This window comes from Francisella-like endosymbiont (assembly GCF_003069505.1).
Lineage (GTDB): Bacteria > Pseudomonadota > Gammaproteobacteria > Francisellales > Francisellaceae > Francisella.
This window is the reverse complement of the sequence record NZ_QAPC01000003.1, coordinates 108,600-127,346: the sequence shown is the minus strand read 5'-3', so window position 1 is coordinate 127,346 and position 18,747 is coordinate 108,600. Positions and strand designations below refer to the sequence as shown.

Here is an 18,747-nt window from a genome sequence, read left to right as displayed (position 1 = left end):
TTATATTTTATATAACTTAGATAAACAATATTTTAACAAAAAATATTCAGATAGTGCTAAGTTTTAGAAATTAGTTTGTAGTGTTAATCATTAGAATTAAACAACGCACTAGTGAAATCCCTAGCATTAAAGACTTGTAGGTCATCAATTTTTTCACCTACGCCTATAAATCTAAGTGGTAAACCAAGTTTTTTAGCGATTGAAAATACAGCACCGCCTTTTGCTGTGCCATCAAGCTTAGTAATTGTTATACCAGTCAGGTTGACAATTTGATTAAATGCCTCTGCTTGGCTTAACGTATTGCCCCCAGTTGTTGCATCAACAACAAGCATAATTTCATGTGGTGCTGTCTCATCAGTTTTTTTGATAACTTTGACGATTTTTTTAAGCTCCTGCATAAGATTATCTTTATTGTGTAATCTACCTGCTGTATCAGCAATCACAACATCTATTCCTTTTGATTTAGCTGAGCTTATAGCATCATAGATAACCGAAGCACTATCTGCTCCTTCATATTGATAAACAACTCGAGTACTATTTCTATTACCCCACTCGCGAAGCTGCTCGACTGCAGCAGCTCTAAAAGTATCACCAGCAGCTAAAATTACTGATTTGCCCTGTGATTGTAGTTTCTTTGTGAGTTTACCTATTGTTGTTGTTTTACCAACACCATTAACCCCTACAACTAATATCACAAAAGGTGTTTTTTGTGTATCAACTTGTAGTAGTTTCTCACAAGGTAAAATTATTTCTGTGAGTTTTTCTTGGATTATTTCATTAAGCTTATCAGCTGTTTGTAACTCATTTCTAGCAACCTTATCGCGCAAATACGCAACTATCCCATTGGTTGCTTCAACACCCACATCTGCTGTCAATAGTTGCATCTCAATATCTTCTAAAAGCTCTTCATCGACAATTTTTTGGCCCATGAGTATATTACTTAAGCCCCTACCAAACTTATTTGCTGTTTTTGATAGACCAGCTTGAAGTCGGGAAAATAATCCTTTTTTATTCTCTTGTTCTTGTACTCTTTCTATAGATGAGTCAATTTTTGTATTCTTTTTTTTCTTGAAAAACATCTTTATCTCTAAAAAATTTAATTAAGCAAATAATCACTCAAAATATTTATCTCTAAGTTTAGCAATTTTTTGATGTAATGGATCAAACATGCTGACAATATTTTTAGACTTAATAAAATGAACCTCGCCTTCAAAAGCTATTTCATCACCTACAAGAGCATAGACTTCTAAAAGCTTATAGCGTAAATCAATATTATTTGGATCTTTTTCTAATAAATCCTGGATCGTGATACTAGCCTCAACATACTTTTCACTATCTAAGAATTGTTCAATAAGTTCATTTATGTATTGTAGCTCTTGCTCTGCTTGCTGCTGTGAATCTATTTCTTCAACTTTAGTATCACCGTCTGTAGGGTTGATAAGTGTGTCATCTGTATTTGTCTCAAAAACCACACCTTTCTCAGTTTTGACAATAATATTTTTATCTCTTTCAGCAAATAAATCTTGTTCATTCTGAGAAGATCGCTCAAAAGCATCTTCAAATTCTTGATGTGATTGAGTTTCTTCATCAATAGCAGTTGTATGTGATCTAAATGTTTTTGCAGTTCCAAAGAAATCAAATTCTTCTTGTGGGCTATTATTAGCCTTATCAGATCTATAGAACTCATTATCCGAAACAACTGGAGATATTCGCGACATCAGATGATCTCTTTTCTTTTTTGATATAAGCTCAAGTTCTTGCTCTTTTCTTGAACTTCTAGTTTCCCAAAATCTTTTGCCAACAATAACAACTACAGCTAATATTATGACATAAATAATAAATCTAAATAATGATCCCCAAACATTCGAATATTGTGTTAAGTGTTGCTCATAAGAAGCTGTTTCTTGAATATTATCCGAGCTTATTTGAGTATCTAGGTTACTTTTATAAGTCTCTGGAGCACTATTATAATCAGTAGGGATTAGTACCGGAACTTTATCTTGACTTACTAAACTTGGAGTTGAACTATCATAAGCATCATTAGTAACTGCTGTATTCTCACCAAGATTAGCACCAGATGAACTAGGTTGTTGCGATGTTGCATCGCTGCTAGATTGTTGATATGAGCTTTGAATTATCTGACTTCTCATCAGTGTTAAACCATCCTCAACCTCAGCCTTTGTAGTTGGAATAGCAAGCTTATCACCAATTTTTATCCTATTATCAATAATCCCTAGTATCTCAGATTTATTAATACCTTTAATAGCATCTGTTAGATCAGATGTACTTACACCTGTTACTACGTGATTTTTTGCAATTTTGTATAGATAATCATTTGACTTAACAGTATATATTTCCATCGAGAAAACTGGACTTACCATCGCTAATGCAAACCCAGCTACAAAAACCTTACTGATACCTTTTAACATTTAGCACCCTAATAAATTATAAACAAAGACTAAAAAATTATAGCATATTTTCCTAGTTAAAATATATGACTCTAGTGCTCTCTTGTTGCACTAAATATGATATCTGGATTTTTTTCTTGTGCTAGTTGTAAATTAACTCCAGTTGGCGCAAGATATGTAAGGTATCCAGCTCCATCATAAGCTAAATTACCTCATACTTTTTCTTAAAATCATTAAGCTTCTTCTCGTCACTACAAAAAACCCAACGCGCTAAAGTAACGTTAACTCTCTCATACGAACAATTGACATTATACTCTGATGCCAAACGCTGTGCAACCACATCAAACTGCAAAACACCAACAACCCCAAGTACCAAATCATTAGATATAAAAGGTTTGAAAACTTGTGTAGCCCCTTCTTCTGATAACTGCACTAAACCTTTTTGTAATGCTTTTATCTTTAATAGATCATTTAATTTAACTCTTTTAAAAATCTCAGGAGCAAAATTTGGTATCCCTTTGAATTTTAGTTTTTCTCCTTGAGTAAAGCTATCGCCAATCTGGATACTACCATGATTATGTAAACCAATAATATCTCCAGCATAACCCTCTTCAACTTATTCTCTTTCACCTGCCATGAAAGTTAATGCTTTTGAGATTTGCATCAGCTTGTCTGTTCTTTCATGAAAGATTTTCATACCCTTTTCATACTTACCAGAACAAATTCTAAAAAATGCAATTCTATCGCAATGTTTTTCATCCATATTCGCCTGTATCTTAAATACAAAACCAGTCAGCTTTTGCTCATCAGCGGCGACAACTCTTTGATCAGCTTCGCGGTGTTGTGGTGCTGGAGCGTATCTTATAAAACCATCCATCATTTCTTTGACACCAAAGTTACTTAGTGCAGTACCAAAATATACTGGCGTGAGATTGCCCTCTAAAAATTCCTGCTCATCAAATTCATGACTTGCGCCACGCACTAAATCAATTTCCATCTCAAGATCTTCATAGAGATCTATGCCTATTGCATCCTTAGCATTTGCTAAACCTTTGATCTTCTTATATGGATATATCTCATGACCATGACCTGTTTCAAATATAGTAACTTCATTATTATACAAATCATAAACCCTTTTGAAATATTTACCCATACCAATTGGCCAATTCATCGGTGCACATTTTATCTTAAGGATATTCTCAACTTCATCTAAAAGCTCAAGAGGATTATGAGTATCTCGATCAAATTTATTCATAAAAGTTACAATTGGAGTATCTCTTAAACGACAAACATTCATCAGCTTAATAGTCCTATCTTCGACACCATTAACTGCATCAACAACCATTAGTGCTGAATCTACTGCAGTAAGTGTTCTATAAGTATCTTCGGAGAAATCCTCATGCCCTGGAGTATCAAGTAAATTTATAATATACCCATTATATGGAAATTGCATCACCGAGGTTGTGATTGAAATTCCTCTTTGTTTCTCTATTTCCATCCAATCAGATGTCGCATTTATACCGCTTTTTTTTGGCTTTAACAGTACCTGCTGTTTTGATAGCATTACCAAAAAGTAACATTTTCTCTGTAATCGTTGTTTTACCCGCATCTGGGTGAGAAATAATTGCAAAGGTCCTACGCTTAACAATTTGTTGTAGATATTCACTCATAATAATTCTTTCTAGCTATTTGAAGATAATATTTAATGAAAAGAAGTTTACTAAAAATAGATTAATTTTGAAAATTAAAATGCTTATCCAATGACAGATATATTTGCTTTTCAACTTCTTGGATAGGCTGTGCAGCATTAATTTCAATAGCATTATCTGATTCTTTGACAATATCTTTGAAAACTTTACGGGTTCTATTGAAAAATTCTAGTCCAGTTTTTTCGATCCTATCAGGACTACCAACTTTTTGAGCTCTTTGTAATCCTAATATCGGATCAATATCAAGATAGATTACTAAATCTGGCTCACAATCATTAAGGAAATTATCATTTAAAGCTTTAATCTTGCTTAATTCAACTCCACGACCACCACCTTGATAAGCCATACTTGACCAGTAAAATCTATCTGAGACTACATTAATACCCTTTTCTAAAGCTGGTGCAATAAGGTTTCTATAATGCTGTATTCTTCCAGCATAAATCATTAACAGCTCACTATCTGAATGAATTTTTTCATCATACTTATTATGTAGAACCAGGTTTCTTAACTCTTCAGCTATTTTAGTTCCACCTGGTTCACGAGTATAAATTACTGCTAGTTTATTCTGTTCTAAATATTTCCTAACAAAGCTAATAGCTGTACTTTTACCAGCACCATCAAGGCCTTCTATTACAATAAATTTACTTTGCATTTTCTTCGCTTGCTAAACAATAAATCCTACAACACATGCAGATAGTATACTAACTAAAACTGCACCATAGAGGATTTTTAGACTAAATCTTGCAACTTTAATTGATGCCTTTTTGTTTAAAGCTTGTACTGCTCCAACTATAATGCCTATTGAACTAAAATTGGCAAACGATACTAAAAACACTGAAACAACTGCCTTTGTATGTTCTGAAAGCTCTTGTGAATTTTTAGCTAATTCTTGCATTGCGACAAATTCATTAGTAACAATCTTTGTTCCCATTATTTGACTTGATAAAAATATCTCATTACCATGAATATTTAAAACCCATGCGATTGGATAAAAAATATAACCAAGAATTTGTCTAAAGGTAATACCTAATATTTCTTGGAAAATACCATCAACAAGATTTAATAGCGCAATAAAACCTATAAGCATTGCACAAACTATTACTGCTATTTTAAAACCATCTAAAATATATTCAGACAGCATTTCAAAAAAGCTCTGTCTGCCTGTTTCATAATCAGCATGCAGAGTATCATAGTTTAAACTAGGATCTTTATCATATGGATTTATTATATGTAAAACAAAAAATGTACTTAGCATGTTTAACACAATAGCTGTGCATACATATTTAGGTTCGATTATAGACATATATGAACCTGCTATTGCCAATGATACAGTCGACATTGCCGTTGCAGCCATTGTATATAATACATTTGCTGGCAAATGACCAATTATTTTTTTGTAAATAAGAAAATTCTCTTGTTGTCCAACAGTCAGAGAGCTTACCGCATTAAAAGACTCAAGCTTACCCATTCCTGTGATTTTAGTTAGAATAAAACCAACTCCTCTAATAATAATATATAGTATTCTAAAGTATTGGAGTACACCTATTATTCCAGATATAAGCACTATTGGCATTCCAACATTGAAAAAGAAAACAAAACCATTTTTACTAGTATCAGCGAGGCTACCAAAAACAAATGCAGTACCTTCTTGAGCATGTTGTAATATCTTATCAAATCCAGTAGATATAAGAGCAACAAGCTTTATCCCTTCACTAGATTGTAATATAAAAAAACAAACTAATAACTGAAAAAATAAAATAATAAATAAATGCTTATATTTGATTTTTTTTCTATCGCTACTCCAAATAAAAGATAGTATAAAGACTGTCACCAATCCTAATAAAAAATATAAACTCTTTATAAACACATCTACCTTCCTAAATATCTATAAAATAAAATCCACAATGTTAGCGGATAAAAAGCTCACTAAAACTGCACCATAGAGAATTTTTAAACTAAATATTGCAACCTTAACCAATGCTTCTTTGTTCAAAGCTTGAATAGCACCAATAATAATTCCTATAGATGAAAAATTTGCAAACGATACTAAAAATACTGATACAACTGCTTGTATGCTGAGAAAGCTGTGTAGAATCCTTAGCTAACTCTTGCATTGCGACAAATTCATTTGTGACAATCTTTGTTCCCATTCTTTGACTTGATAAAAATATCTCATTACCTTGAATATTTAAAATCCACGCAACCAGATAAAAAATATAACCAAGAATATCTTGTAATGATATCCCTACGAAACTTGAGAAAATACCATCAGATAAATTAAGAAAAGCAATATACCCCATTATCATAACACATACAATGATAGCAACACAGACATAGCTTGGATCTATTATTGTCATATATGCTGCTGCAGTACCTATCAAAATAGTTAATATAGCTGTTGTATATAAAACATTCGAAGGTAAGTAATTAATTATCTTTTTGTAGTATAGAAAATTCTCAGACTGACCAACACTTAATGAACTTACAGCATTAAATGATTCCAGTTTGCCCATACCTGTTATTTTGGATAAGATACTCCATATAGCAACCACAATAAACTGAATACCCTTAAATATTGCAAAATCCCTATCACTGCCGACATTACTACAATCGGCATAGCAGCATTAAAAAAGAATATAAACTCTTTTGTATTAGCTAAATTACCAAAAAAGAATGACACGCCAATACGCGTACTATCAAGTAATATCTCAAAGCATCTATTAACATAATTAATAATATTGATACCTATTGAAGTACTTAGCGTAAATTTAGCTAAGATAAGCTGAACTATTAGGATAATTATAAGGTTTTTATATCTAATATTTTTACGATTATTACTCCAAACATAAGCTAAAAAATAAATAATTATAAGGCCTAGTATAAAATATAGCGATTTAATAACCATCTATTTGCTCTTTTTGCTCGTTAAGCAAGTTATCTAAAAGACCACTTACACCAAACCTAAATGTTTGCGGGTTGACAAAATTATTAGAGAGTATACTAGCAGCTAATTCAATATACGCAACCGCTTGAGAATAATTTCTTATCCCACCAGATGCTTTAAAACCAATTTTTTTTGCGCTATTTTTGATTGTTTCAAGTATTATCTCTGCAGCTGCTAATGTTGCACCCTCGAAGGTTTTACCTGTCGATGTTTTGATAAAATCTGCTCCAGCATCTATGACATCTTGGCAAACTTTTGTAATCATTTTTTGTAACTTAAGCTCTCCAGACTCAATTATTACTTTAAGAGTTTTATCCTTACAAAGTTTTTTAACTTCAACCATCATTTGACAAGACTTCTCAGAAAAACCTTGATTAAGGTACTCTTTGTAGTCTATAACTAAATCTATCTCATCAGCTTCTAAAGACAAAGCTTGTTTGACTTCTGAAATCACATCCTCTATGGTGTTATCTCCATTTGGAAAATTAACTACAGTCGCAACTTTAAAATTATTACCTAGCTGTTTTTTTACTACAGGAATAAATTGTTTATAAACACAGATTGCCGCAACTTCACCAAGAGAATTTCTCTCTTTAGTACAAAGATTAACGATATCTACTTGTGTATCATTATCTCCAAGTTGTGTTAAGTCTATCAAGGATACTATTTTTTGCTTAGTTATCATAACTGGCTCCAAAGATTGATTTACCATACTCTAGAAGTTCAATACCCATAAAGTCAGCTATAGTTTGTCCAATATCTGCAAAAGTATCTCTTGCCCCGATAAATTCAGCCTTGATATTTTTACCCCAAAGTAAAAATGGCACACTCTCTCTAGTATGATCTGAACCTGGAGCAGTTGGATCACAACCATGATCAGCTGTTAAAACAACAATAGTATCATCATCTAGTTTAGCATCTAAATCAGGTATTCTTGAATCTAGGTATTCTAGTGCTTTTCCATATCCTTTTGGATCTCTACGATGACCAAAACTTGAGTCTAAATCAACAAAATTTGTAAATACTAATGTATTTTGTTTTGCTAAAGTATATTCGTGTATAGTCTTATTAAATAACTCTTCTAGCCCTGTTGCCTTAACTTTCTTAGTAATACCTTGATTTGCGTAAATATCAGCAATCTTACCGATTGAGATAACTTCCCCACCTGCTCTAACTAACTTATCTAACAAGGTTGGTGCTGGAGGTAAGATTGAAAAATCTCTACGATTACCAGTACGCATATACTCATCAGCTGATTCACCAATAAATGGCCGAGCGATAACTCTACCAACCTTCATATCCATTTCATCAAGGACTTCTCTAGCTACTTGGCAAATTTTCAAAAGTTTATCTAAACCATAATAATCCTCGTGGGCAGCAACCTGAAAAACACTATCAGCAGATGTGTAAATAATTGGTTTTTTGGTAACACAGCTTTCACAGCCATGCTCTTTTAGAACCTCAGTACCAGAAGCATGCCCTGCATCAATAAAGCTATCTGTAATACCAGCTCTCTCGACCCATTTATCAATAAATTCTTTGTCAAAACAACTTTGATCTTGTTTTTTTGTAAAGTAATACCAATCAAACATAACTGGCACTCCAGCAATTTCCCAGTGACCACTTGGAGTATCCTTACCTTTACTTACTTGAGCACAATAACCATATTTTGTATTTTCAGCTTGCCCCGATTCTGCAATATCTTGACTAAACTCCTTGCATCTATTATATTCTGCCGCTTTTTTAAGACCTTTTTTTGATAAATTTGGCAGACTAATACTCATGCCATTGTTAGTAAAGTAATCAACAATATGACCTAAAGTATCAGCACCTTCATCACCAAAATCAGCTGCATCAGGAGCTTGCCCAATACCAAATGAATCAAACAGTAAAATAACAGCTTTTTTATTTTTTAACATACTATATAAATACCTTTTTTATTATTCTATAAAAATGTAATTCTAATTCCACGTAATATCAAATCAGTAGAAATCTAATCAAATATTATACCTTCTTCTTTAAATAATCCAATAAAACCACCTGTAGCTATAGTATAAGCAGAACTACCGAACTCTTTAATACTTCTCCTTTTAATGCGTCTAGATGACCATAATATAACCCTAAACTGATATTTGTTTTAGTATCATAACCAATAGCAACCTCTAGCTTAACAACAGTCACAGATGATAATTGCGAAACACCTTGACACAAAGCATTTAAAGAGACTTTGACTCCTGGCATAGTTGAGCCACTCAAATATTTTTTTACCCTTAATTACTAAACCAAAGTTAGTTGCTGTACCTAAATCTATTATCAACAAATCTTTGTTAGGATGATCAGCTATCTCACCAATACAACTAGCTATCTTATCAGCGCTAACTTGATGTGCTTCAACGGCAGACATATCTAAATTTGTAGTATCCATACTTATAAAAAATGGCTTAATATTAAAATAGTTGATAACAGCTGATCCAAGAGAATAATTTAAGTGTGGTACTACCAAAGATATCGCGCAGCCATCAATTTTACTTAAATTTACCGAATTTTCCCTTAGTGTTTGTCGAAGAAATACACCCATCTGATCAGAGGTTGAGTCTACAGATGAAGTTGCATATCTAATCTGAGAAACTATTTTCCCACACTCAAATACACCAATATGTATATGAGAATTACCCACATTCATTACTAATAACATAAAATATCCTATACTTAATGGGCTTGGTCCCAGCTCTCACCAGCATCAACATTTACTTCTAAAGGCACGTTAAGCTTTACAACTGCTTCCATTATAGCTTTTATCTTCTCAGTGATCTCTTCAAGCTTAGTTTTTTTAACTTCAAAAACAAGCTCATCATGAACCTGTATCACCATCTTAACTTCGCTATTATACTTCTGTAAAATCATCGTGTTAACATCTATCATTGCTTTTTTGATAATATCTGCAGCTGTGCCCTGCATTGGTGCATTAATTGCTGCCCGCTCTGTTGCATTACGCTGCATTATATTTTTTGAGTTAATTTCTGGTAAGTATAATCTTCTTCCTAGTATGGTTTCAACATAGCCATTTTGCTTAGCAAATTCTTTTGCTGTAGCCATATACTCTTTGACACTTGGATAGCGATTAAAGTAGATATCAATATATTCTTGTGCCTCAGCTCGAGATATTTCTAACTGTTTAGCTAGACCAAAGGCACTCATACCATAGATAAGACCAAAGTTTATTGCTTTAGCTCTTCTTCTTTGCTCACTGCTAACCTCATCTAGACCAATACCTAAAACCTCAGCAGCCGTTGCACTATGGATATCTAAGTCTTGATTAAAAGCTTTGAGGAGATTTTTATCTTTTGATAGATGTGCCATGATTCTAAGCTCAATTTGCGAATAATCTGCAGCGACTATACAGTAACCATCCTCAGCTATAAAAGCTTCTCTAATTTTACGCCCTTCAGGACTTTTTATAGGGATATTTTGTAAATTAGGATCCGAAGAAGATAATCTACCTGTTACCGTACCTGTTTGATTATATGAAGTATGTACACGACCATTTGCATCTAACATCTTAGGTAGCTTATCTGTATATGTATTTTTAAGTTTTGATAAATGACGATATTTCATTATCAAAGCTGCAATTTCATAGTCTTCAGCTAGTTGAACTAGCACCTCTTCAGAAGTCGATACTTGGCCCTTTGCTGTTTTTTTAACTGGAGGAAGTCCTAGCTTCTCAAAAAGAATCTCTCTTAATTGTACTGGTGAAGATAGATTAAATTCTTGCCCAGCAAGATTATAACATTTGTTTTCAAGCTCTTTAATAGATGTTGCAAGGCTAGTACTTTGCTGTGTAAGCTTAGCAGCATCTATCTTGACACCTGCTTTCTCCATTTGATTAAGAATGATAGTCAAAGGCATCTCAGTCTCACAATAAAGTTTATAAAGAACTTCATCTTGCTTTAATAAAGCTTTAAAATGATTAAAAAGCCTAAAAGTAATATCAGCATCTTCAGCAGCATACTTAGCAACTATCTCGATATCTATCTGATCCAAAGTTTGTTGTTGTTTACCAGTACCAGCTATCGCAGTATAAGCGATTGGCTCTATGCCAAGATGTTCTTTAGAAAGGCTATCCATATCATGCTTACCACTACTTTTTAGCACATACGCCATAATCATCGTATCATCGACTTGACCGTTTATCTCAACCGCATATTTTGCTAGAACTTTTTCATCAAATTTAAAGTTATGCGCAACTTTTGCTTTCTTGGAATCTACAAATATTGGTTTTAGCTTATCTAGAACGAAACCTATCTCTAGTTGCTGTGGCACACCTAAGTATCTATGTTGTAATGGAATATAAAAAGCTCGCCCCTCTTTTACACAAAAAGATAAACCCACCAAGTTCGCTTCATAAGTATTTAAAGAATCAGTCTCAGTATCAAAAGCAAAGCTACTAGACTCGTCTAATTCTGCAATTAGATCCTCAAGCTGGTGTTGTGTGGTAACAATAATATATTCAATAGTGATATCGGCAGCTTGCACTTGACTTAATACTATATTAGTATCACTGTTATCTAAATCTTTTAGTAAAGATTTAAACTCATATCTTGTATAAGCTTCAATAAGATATGCTTTATCAGCTGCTTTACATTTTAAATCATCTACAGTTAAATCAAGCTCAAGATCACATTTAATTGTTGCCAACTGATAAGATAGCTTGAGCAAATCAATATTCTTGCGTAAGTTTTCACCAACTTTACCTTTAATTTGCTGCTGATTTGCGATTATACCATCAATATTTTGATAGTCTTGTAACCATTTAACTGCAGTCTTAGGGCCAACTTTTGGAACACCTGGAATATTATCTGATGAATCACCCATTAAAGCTAAATAATCTATCATCTGATGTGGACTAATTTGATATCTTTGTAGCACTCCTGCAACATCTGTGGTGACATTTTTCATTGAGTCATATAAAACTATATTATCTGTAACTAGTTGAGCCATATCTTTATCACCAGTAGAGATGATGATTTGATAACCTTGTTTTTCAAGGTTTTGCGCTAAAGAGCCTATTACATCATCAGCCTCGACACCATCTTCGACAATAACAGGAAATCCCATCTTCTCTATAATTTGATGCAATGGTCGAATTTGAACTCTTAGCTCATCATCCATATCTTTACGGTGTGCTTTATATTGTGGATATAATTGATGACGAAAATTCTTACCCTTTGCATCAAAAACAACTGCAACATATTCCGTATCATAGATTATTGGCAATTTTTTGAGCATATTGATAACACCAATGGTTGCTCCCGTAGGCTCGCCTTGGCTATTAGTAAGATGTGGTAAAGCGTGATAGGCTCTAAAAAGGTATGAAGAGCCATCAACTAAAACAATTTTTTTCATATACCTTATTGTAATTTTTTATCATCTTAATAGTAATATATATGCCTTAGTATAGCAAATTCATTTGTTGTAATGCTGTTGTGACTTAGAGGATTTTTAAACATCAACATCTAAGGCTATATCCAAATACCACCAATTATCTTTAGCAAAAGTTTTACATTTAATAGCATCTTTGTATGTCATCACTACAGTTTTAGTATTATCAACATCCTCAAAATCACTCTGAGTAAATTTATGATGATCTTTAAAAACTTTCCTCGCTATTAGAGTTATTGCGTTATTTTCTAAAGTCTCAAAAAATTTTGTTGGATTACCAATCCCTGCTATAGCGATTACACTTTGATTACAAAAATTGGTCTTAGATACTTTTTCAGCCGTTAATAGATTAACAAATTCAGTAGCTACTACTTTTGCACAAGTTACATTTTTATAGTTTGCAAGTAACTGCTTATCTTTATCTGAGCAGTTACCTATAACTATAATCTGATCTACTTTTTTGAGTCTCTCAATTGGTTCTCTTAGTGGTCCAGCAGGTAAACACAACTTATTGCCAAACATTCTACTAGCATCTACAACTACTATTTCTTTATCTCGAGCTAATTTATAGTGTTGTAAACCATCATCAGATATAATTATATCGGTATCGGGAAAATTCTTTTCAATGTACTTGACAGCCTCAACTCTCTGGGGTGCAATAACTATTGGCACCTTTGCTTGTAAAGCATCAAACAACATCACAGGCTCATCGCCACATTGATTTACCAAAGTACTATTTGTTACCTCAAAAGGATAATTATCCGCCTTTGCACCATAACCACGACTGATTATAGCCGGTTTCCTACCTTGCGCTAAATACTGCTGAGCTAACATTCTAACCACTGGAGTTTTACCAGTACCACCAACAGAGATATTACCAACTACTATTATAGGAATTTTTGATTTATATTGATTGAATTGCTGTTTTATTTTACGTTTACTTGCAAATTTTGTAAAAACCAAAGATATTGGTCCTAGCAAATAACTAAGCAAACTTGGTTTTGATCTGTACCAAATTTTATCTATCATAAGTACTATTGGAGTCCTGATTGATATAGCCTCGTGTAAAGTCCGCCTTGCTCTAACAATTCTTTATGCTTACCACTTTCAACAACCTTACCACAATCCATCACGACAATCTTATCAGCATTTTCAACCGTACTAAGTCTATGTGCTATAACTATAGTAGTGCATGATTTAGTCAAACTTTCGAGAGCTTGTTGTACTACTCTCTCAGACTCATTATCAAGAGCACTAGTTGCTTCATCAAATATCAACACTGGAGCATTTTTTAATAAAGCTCGCGCGATTGATATTCTTTGACGCTGGCCTCCTGATAGTTTTAAACCATTATTACCTATACTAGTACGAATACCATCAGGCAATTCTTGGACAAACTCATATGCATTAGCTCTTTTTAACGCATCAATTACTTCTTGTTCAGAGACTTCTCTTGAAAGGCCAAAAGCTATATTATTATAAACTGTATCATCAAATAAATGAACATTCTGTGAAACCATTGATAAGTGCAACCTTAGGTTCTCTAAGGTTAATTTTCTTGTATCAAATCCATCAAGAAGAATCTCACCTTTCTGCTGAGTGTAAAATCTTGATATGATACTAGTCAAAGTAGTTTTACCACTTCCTGACTTACCAACAAACGCTACAGTCTGATCTGCTTTGATATCAATACTGACGCCACTAAGTACTTTATGATCACCAAATGCAAAACTTAGGTCTTTGATAATTACATTACCATCAACTTTACCTAGTTGTTCGTTACCAGTTTCCTTCTCTGCAGGGTAATCAAGAATATAAAATATATCTTCAGTTGCTGCTACAGCTTTTTGGATAACAACATTTACCTTAGTAAGGTTCTTAATCGGTTTTAAGATAGCTGCTGCAGCTGCAAAAAATGAAGCAAAAGAACCTGCTGTCAACCAAGATGAACCACCATCCTCATTAGTCCCAAATATAGCTATTGTAAATAACGAGAAAGCTAAAACTAAAGAAGCAATAATCTGTATTACTGGTGATGTTAGCGCATCTAAAGCTATCGTTCTAATTTGTTGTGAATATGTATAATCAAGATTTTTAAAGAATTTATTTTGTTGTTTTTGTTGGGCACCAAAAATTCTTATTTCTTTATAATTTCTAATCGTCTCTTCAGCTGTATGGGTAACATTACCCATCGATGATTGAGTATTTCTACTTAAAGATCTAAACTTTTTGTTAATAATAGATATAAACAAGCCCAAAAATGGCCCTATAACTATTAAAAATAATGATAATTGCCAACTTGAGATAAACATTACAATAATTAGACCAATAACAAAAGTTCCATCTTGAACAACTGTTATAATTGCAGTTGAGGTAGCCTCTGTAACCTGGTCAACATTGTATAGTAATCTTGAGATAATCTGTCCTGTTGAGTGCTTATCAAAGAAGCTAGCTGGTAGATCCATAAATCTCTTGTAGATATCTTTTCTAAACTTATAGACAACTTTCTGCCCCAAAGAACCTATAAAGTACTGTGATACAAATGAACCAATTGACCTGAGTGCTAATAAACCAACCATACCAACACCCATAAGCATTAGTATCGAAGCACTTTGTTTAGTAATACCACCACCAGGACTGAAACCATAATTTAAGATCGGATTAATCAGATATATCATTGAAGCATCAGCAGCTGAGAAAAATATACTTCCAATAGCAGCCAAAACCAGAAAATGCCATAAATGTTTAACTTGTAATAATAACCTTTTATAAAGAGTGCCTACTTTCTGCTTGTTGGACATTTCTCCACTCAGATTACTAGATCCTCGAGACTTAAGATCTATTTTATCAATCATATTAGCCATAAAAATTTATAAATTTGTTAAAAAGCGACACAAATAACAAATAATTATACACTTTTTTCTGCTAACATAAAGTAATCAGAGAGATGCTTAGTTTATTTAAGCAATGAAATTTTATTTAGTCGGCGGCGCTGTTAGAGATATGCTATTAGGCATAACACCTAAAGATAAAGATTGGGTAGTTGTTGGTACAACAGAAAGAGAAATGTTAGCAAATGGTTTTATAAAAATAACTGCTAACTTTCCAGTTTTTATACACCCACAAAGCAAACAAGAATACGCTTTAGCAAGGTCAGAAAAGAAAACTACCACAGGCTTTGAAGTCAATTTCTCAAAAGATATAACTCTCGAGGATGATCTTAAACGTAGAGATCTTACAATCAACTCGATAGCAATCGATAAAAACAATAACGTAATCGATCCTTTTGATGGTCAGATTGATCTCCAAAATAGGATTTTACGCCATACATCAGAAGCTTTTATTGAAGACCCACTCCGCGTAGTCAGGCTTGCGCGTTTTAAGACCCAACTTAGCAATTTCAACTTCTCAATAGCCCGAGAAACGCTTAAACTTACAAAAAAATTGCTTAGATCAGGCGAATTAAATCATTTAACGCGCGAAAGATTACACATAGAGCTTATCAAAGCTCTTAACAACCCTAATATATTTTTTGCTACCTTAGACCAATTAGAGGTATTGGAAATAATATTCCCAAACATTAGTAAAATTTTATCATCGATACCTAGTAGATGTTTTTTTGAAAATAACAGCTATCAAAGTTCTAATGTCGATGAAAAAATAACTCTTTGCCTACTTAAGATTCCCCAACAACAATTAGATGATGTTAGAAAGGAACTTTTATTGACAAATAAGCAGTACAAACTTTTAAAAGCAAGTAGCACTATCAACAAAATACTCGAAGATAAAACCATAACTGCTGAAGATACATTTCAACTAATCAAAAATGCAAATATTATACGTGACAAAAATTTATTTGAGATTAGTTTAAATGTCTACAAAAAATACCTAAGCATACGCAGTTTTAAGATTCCACCTAGGAATTATCAGCTATTACAAACCACTATCAATACGATTAATAGTATAAAAGTTCATGAGTTAGTAACAAAAACACCTAAAGATAAACTCAGAACCACTCTAGCTCAGCTATATACAGATATTATAAAAAAGCAATTAAAACTATGATACAATTACGAAAATTATTTTTATTTCTGTGAATATTGTAATGAAAAAATTAGGTATCTACATACTTATATTTAATACTTTAGTTTGCTTTATAGCTTTAGGTATAGTCATTTACACGGTTAGTATATTAGATTGGAAACCATGTCCTTTATGTCTAATTCAGCAATTATGTGTATTTTGTATTATGGTACTTAGTTTATTAGCATTAGCAGTAAAAAATTTCAAGAATTTTCCACAATAATACAACTAGTAACCATAATAGTATTAGTATTAGGTGCATATATTGCCGCGGATCAAGCTTATATGCAGTATTTCTTGACAGATATTAACAGCAATAATACCGCTTGTAGGGCCGTTAGCAATAAGTTTTTACTTGATGCTACCAAATCAATAACAGGAACAATCAATAGCTGTACTGGTATTTCTGAACAAATATCTGGCGTTAGTTTAGCTGTATATAGTTTTATATTTTTTATATCATTATTGGTCATAAATTGTGTAAACTTTTTAGTTAGAATATTAAGAAAATAAGTGGGATAAAACAGTGGATTTTAAGAAAACTTTTTTAGACATGAAAAAAAATCAACTCAAGCAAAAAGAACTATTCTATTTTTGTTATCACAACTAGTAATAGCTTGGCTTGTGCTTAGAAAACTTGGAATATCATTAGCAATCGTTTATTTCATCTTCCAAATTAACTATATTAAAATAAACTCCATAAACTCAAATATAAAAGAACAGCTTCTATTGCTATCGTAGTTGCAACACTAATACTTTTTGGTGGTATTTTTGGTTTTGCTGAGTTTATTCAAAGCATGATCAAAAAAGGCATGGCAGTATATGTACCACAGCCTGTTGTGACAACATCATCAGTAGTTGAAAAAACTGATTGGAAACAAGTCATTAACACTATTGGTGAAGATCAAGCAATTCAATCTACAGAAATATCTTCATAGTCTGGTGGTATTGTTAGCGAAATTCATTTCAAGGGTGGTCAAGAAGTTAAAAAAGGCGACTTATTTTAAAAACTAGATACCAGCCAACTTTAAAGCTAACCTTGAAGAAGTTTTATCAAAACTCAAACTAGCTAAAATAACAAAAGATCTTTATAACAAGCTTGTTAAGCAAAGAGCAACTTCAAAAGAATCTGCTGATAAAGCTAATGCTGATTATCTATCTGCATTAGCTCAAGTTGAAAACATAGAGTCCCAAATAGGCTTCAAAGAAGTTAGAACACCTTTTGGTGGTAAGATTGGTACTAGAAAGTATTAGTTTAGGACAATATTTCAATAATGGTAATAATGCTACCACACTTACTACAATCGACCTTATTTTTATTATATTCCAGGTACCTCAAAATAAATTAAGTATGATAAGTATTGACTATTAGATAAATTTCTACTCTGACTCATATCATATCCTGGTGAAACTTTTACAGGAAAGATAAGAGCAATCAACTCTTTTATTAATGACTCTAATAAGTCAATCACTGTTCAAACGACTTATGCAAATCCTCACCATAAGATTTGTAGTAGGAATGTTTTTAACAGTTCATGTTAACTTACCAGTTAGAAAAGATTCAATCGTGATACCTCGCAATGCTATTTCATATAGTCTTTTTAGCCAATCAGCGTTTACTTTAGAACCTAAAATTAAAGATGGTCACCCTGTAGAAGCATCTTATACATCTATTGAATGGCGGTATGAAACAGTCAATACCGATAAAATACTATACAAAGTATGACAAGCAAATATTGAAATACTTGAGACAAGAAATAACCTAGCTTTAGTTGAAGGTCTAGAACCAGGCACAACAATTGTTACCTCTGGACAAAATAAGTGTGTAAAGGTATGAGCTATCATAAATAATCGTGTAAAAATTGGCAACAACATATATCAGCAAGGAATTCAGTAATAAGTCTGATTGATCTTTTTACAGAAGACCTGTATTATCCCTTTCAATAAGTCTTATGATTATTGTTGTTAGGGTTGGTTAATTTTTTAAACTTAAGGTTAGATAGTATCCTTACATGGATAGTACAACAATTACAGTTACAACATCATACTCCTGGAGCAAATCCAGCAACTATTCAAGCGTTTGTCACTAAACCTTTAGAAGCTACGGTTGGCTCATCAAAGGGTATTGACTATATGACTTCTAAGTCTGCACTAGGAAACTAGT

At 32.8% G+C, this 18,747-nt stretch carries 11 protein-coding genes and 5 pseudogenes; 4 read left to right on the top strand and 12 right to left on the bottom strand.

Going from position 1 to position 18,747, the window contains the following annotated elements:
* Window positions 1-83: 83 nt before the first annotated feature.
* From ftsY to msbA, 12 genes and pseudogenes are all read right to left on the bottom strand, one after another.
* A complete protein-coding gene (gene ftsY, locus C9379_RS06185) occupies window positions 84-1,079 on the bottom strand; it encodes a signal recognition particle-docking protein FtsY (RefSeq protein ID WP_143385332.1) in 996 nt (331 codons plus the stop codon).
* A 33-nt stretch (window positions 1,080-1,112) separates the two neighbouring features.
* A complete protein-coding gene (locus C9379_RS06180; protein ID WP_143385331.1) occupies window positions 1,113-2,429 on the bottom strand; it encodes a LysM peptidoglycan-binding domain-containing protein in 1,317 nt (438 codons plus the stop codon).
* A 71-nt stretch (window positions 2,430-2,500) separates the two neighbouring features.
* A pseudogene (locus C9379_RS06175) lies at window positions 2,501-4,078 on the bottom strand (peptide chain release factor 3).
* 61 nt (window positions 4,079-4,139) lie between these two features.
* Complete coding sequence (tmk, locus tag C9379_RS06170; protein ID WP_143385330.1) at window positions 4,140-4,769, bottom strand: dTMP kinase; 630 nt, start codon at window positions 4,767-4,769, stop codon at window positions 4,140-4,142.
* 12 nt (window positions 4,770-4,781) lie between these two features.
* Window positions 4,782-5,984: a NupC/NupG family nucleoside CNT transporter gene (locus C9379_RS06165; protein ID WP_143385329.1), complete on the bottom strand. Its 1,203-nt coding sequence runs from the start codon at window positions 5,982-5,984 to the stop codon at window positions 4,782-4,784.
* 18 nt (window positions 5,985-6,002) lie between these two features.
* Window positions 6,003-7,022 (bottom strand): annotated as a pseudogene (locus C9379_RS06160) (nucleoside transporter C-terminal domain-containing protein).
* The gene (deoC, locus tag C9379_RS06155) at window positions 7,012-7,773 is read right to left on the bottom strand and encodes a deoxyribose-phosphate aldolase (RefSeq protein WP_143385328.1); all 762 of its coding nucleotides are present in this window, start codon (window positions 7,771-7,773) and stop codon (window positions 7,012-7,014) included. Before deoC ends, C9379_RS06160 begins: the two are co-directional and overlap by 11 nt.
* Window positions 7,736-8,980, bottom strand: a complete 1,245-nt coding sequence (locus C9379_RS06150; RefSeq protein ID WP_143385327.1) for a phosphopentomutase — start codon at window positions 8,978-8,980, stop codon at window positions 7,736-7,738. The genes deoC and C9379_RS06150 overlap by 38 nt, the downstream gene beginning before the upstream one ends.
* A gap of 26 nt (window positions 8,981-9,006) precedes the next feature.
* Window positions 9,007-9,756, bottom strand: a pseudogene (locus tag C9379_RS06145) (type III pantothenate kinase).
* Window positions 9,757-9,770: 14 nt separating this feature from the next.
* Window positions 9,771-12,464 carry a DNA polymerase I gene (gene polA / locus C9379_RS06140; protein WP_143385326.1) on the bottom strand — a complete coding sequence of 898 codons (2,694 nt, stop codon included), beginning with the start codon at window positions 12,462-12,464 and terminating at the stop codon, window positions 9,771-9,773.
* A 96-nt stretch (window positions 12,465-12,560) separates the two neighbouring features.
* Window positions 12,561-13,529, bottom strand: coding sequence for a tetraacyldisaccharide 4'-kinase (gene lpxK, locus C9379_RS06135; protein WP_143385325.1), 969 nt, complete (start codon window positions 13,527-13,529; stop codon window positions 12,561-12,563).
* Between the two features lie 5 nt (window positions 13,530-13,534).
* On the bottom strand, window positions 13,535-15,364 hold the full coding sequence (gene msbA, locus C9379_RS06130) for a lipid A export permease/ATP-binding protein MsbA (RefSeq protein ID WP_143385324.1): 1,830 nt from the start codon (window positions 15,362-15,364) through the stop codon (window positions 13,535-13,537).
* Window positions 15,365-15,467: 103 nt separating this feature from the next.
* Here msbA and C9379_RS06125 point away from each other — a divergent pair, with 103 nt between their 5' ends.
* The 4 genes and pseudogenes from C9379_RS06125 (at window position 15,468) to C9379_RS06110 (ending at window position 18,746) form a co-directional block, all read left to right on the top strand.
* Entirely contained in the window at window positions 15,468-16,565 is a 1,098-nt protein-coding gene (locus C9379_RS06125) for a CCA tRNA nucleotidyltransferase (RefSeq protein WP_143385323.1), read from the top strand.
* A 40-nt stretch (window positions 16,566-16,605) separates the two neighbouring features.
* Window positions 16,606-17,096 (top strand): annotated as a pseudogene (locus C9379_RS06120) (disulfide bond formation protein B).
* A 13-nt stretch (window positions 17,097-17,109) separates the two neighbouring features.
* Window positions 17,110-18,480 (top strand): annotated as a pseudogene (locus C9379_RS06115) (efflux RND transporter periplasmic adaptor subunit).
* 74 nt (window positions 18,481-18,554) lie between these two features.
* The gene (locus C9379_RS06110; RefSeq protein WP_343377558.1) at window positions 18,555-18,746 is read left to right on the top strand and encodes an efflux RND transporter permease subunit; all 192 of its coding nucleotides are present in this window, start codon (window positions 18,555-18,557) and stop codon (window positions 18,744-18,746) included.
* Window position 18,747 lies beyond the last annotated feature (1 nt).

Coding starts and splice junctions, on each gene's coding strand:
- ftsY (WP_143385332.1), bottom strand. CDS start 1,079: ATGTTTTTCAAGAAAAAAAAGAATACAAAAATTGACTCATCTATAGAA.
- C9379_RS06180 (WP_143385331.1), bottom strand. CDS start 2,429: ATGTTAAAAGGTATCAGTAAGGTTTTTGTAGCTGGGTTTGCATTAGCG.
- tmk (WP_143385330.1), bottom strand. CDS start 4,769: ATGCAAAGTAAATTTATTGTAATAGAAGGCCTTGATGGTGCTGGTAAA.
- deoC (WP_143385328.1), bottom strand. CDS start 7,773: ATGGTAAATCAATCTTTGGAGCCAGTTATGATAACTAAGCAAAAAATA.
- C9379_RS06150 (WP_143385327.1), bottom strand. CDS start 8,980: ATGTTAAAAAATAAAAAAGCTGTTATTTTACTGTTTGATTCATTTGGT.
- polA (WP_143385326.1), bottom strand. CDS start 12,464: ATGAAAAAAATTGTTTTAGTTGATGGCTCTTCATACCTTTTTAGAGCC.
- lpxK (WP_143385325.1), bottom strand. CDS start 13,529: ATGATAGATAAAATTTGGTACAGATCAAAACCAAGTTTGCTTAGTTAT.
- msbA (WP_143385324.1), bottom strand. CDS start 15,364: ATGGCTAATATGATTGATAAAATAGATCTTAAGTCTCGAGGATCTAGT.
- C9379_RS06125 (WP_143385323.1), top strand. CDS start 15,468: ATGAAATTTTATTTAGTCGGCGGCGCTGTTAGAGATATGCTATTAGGC.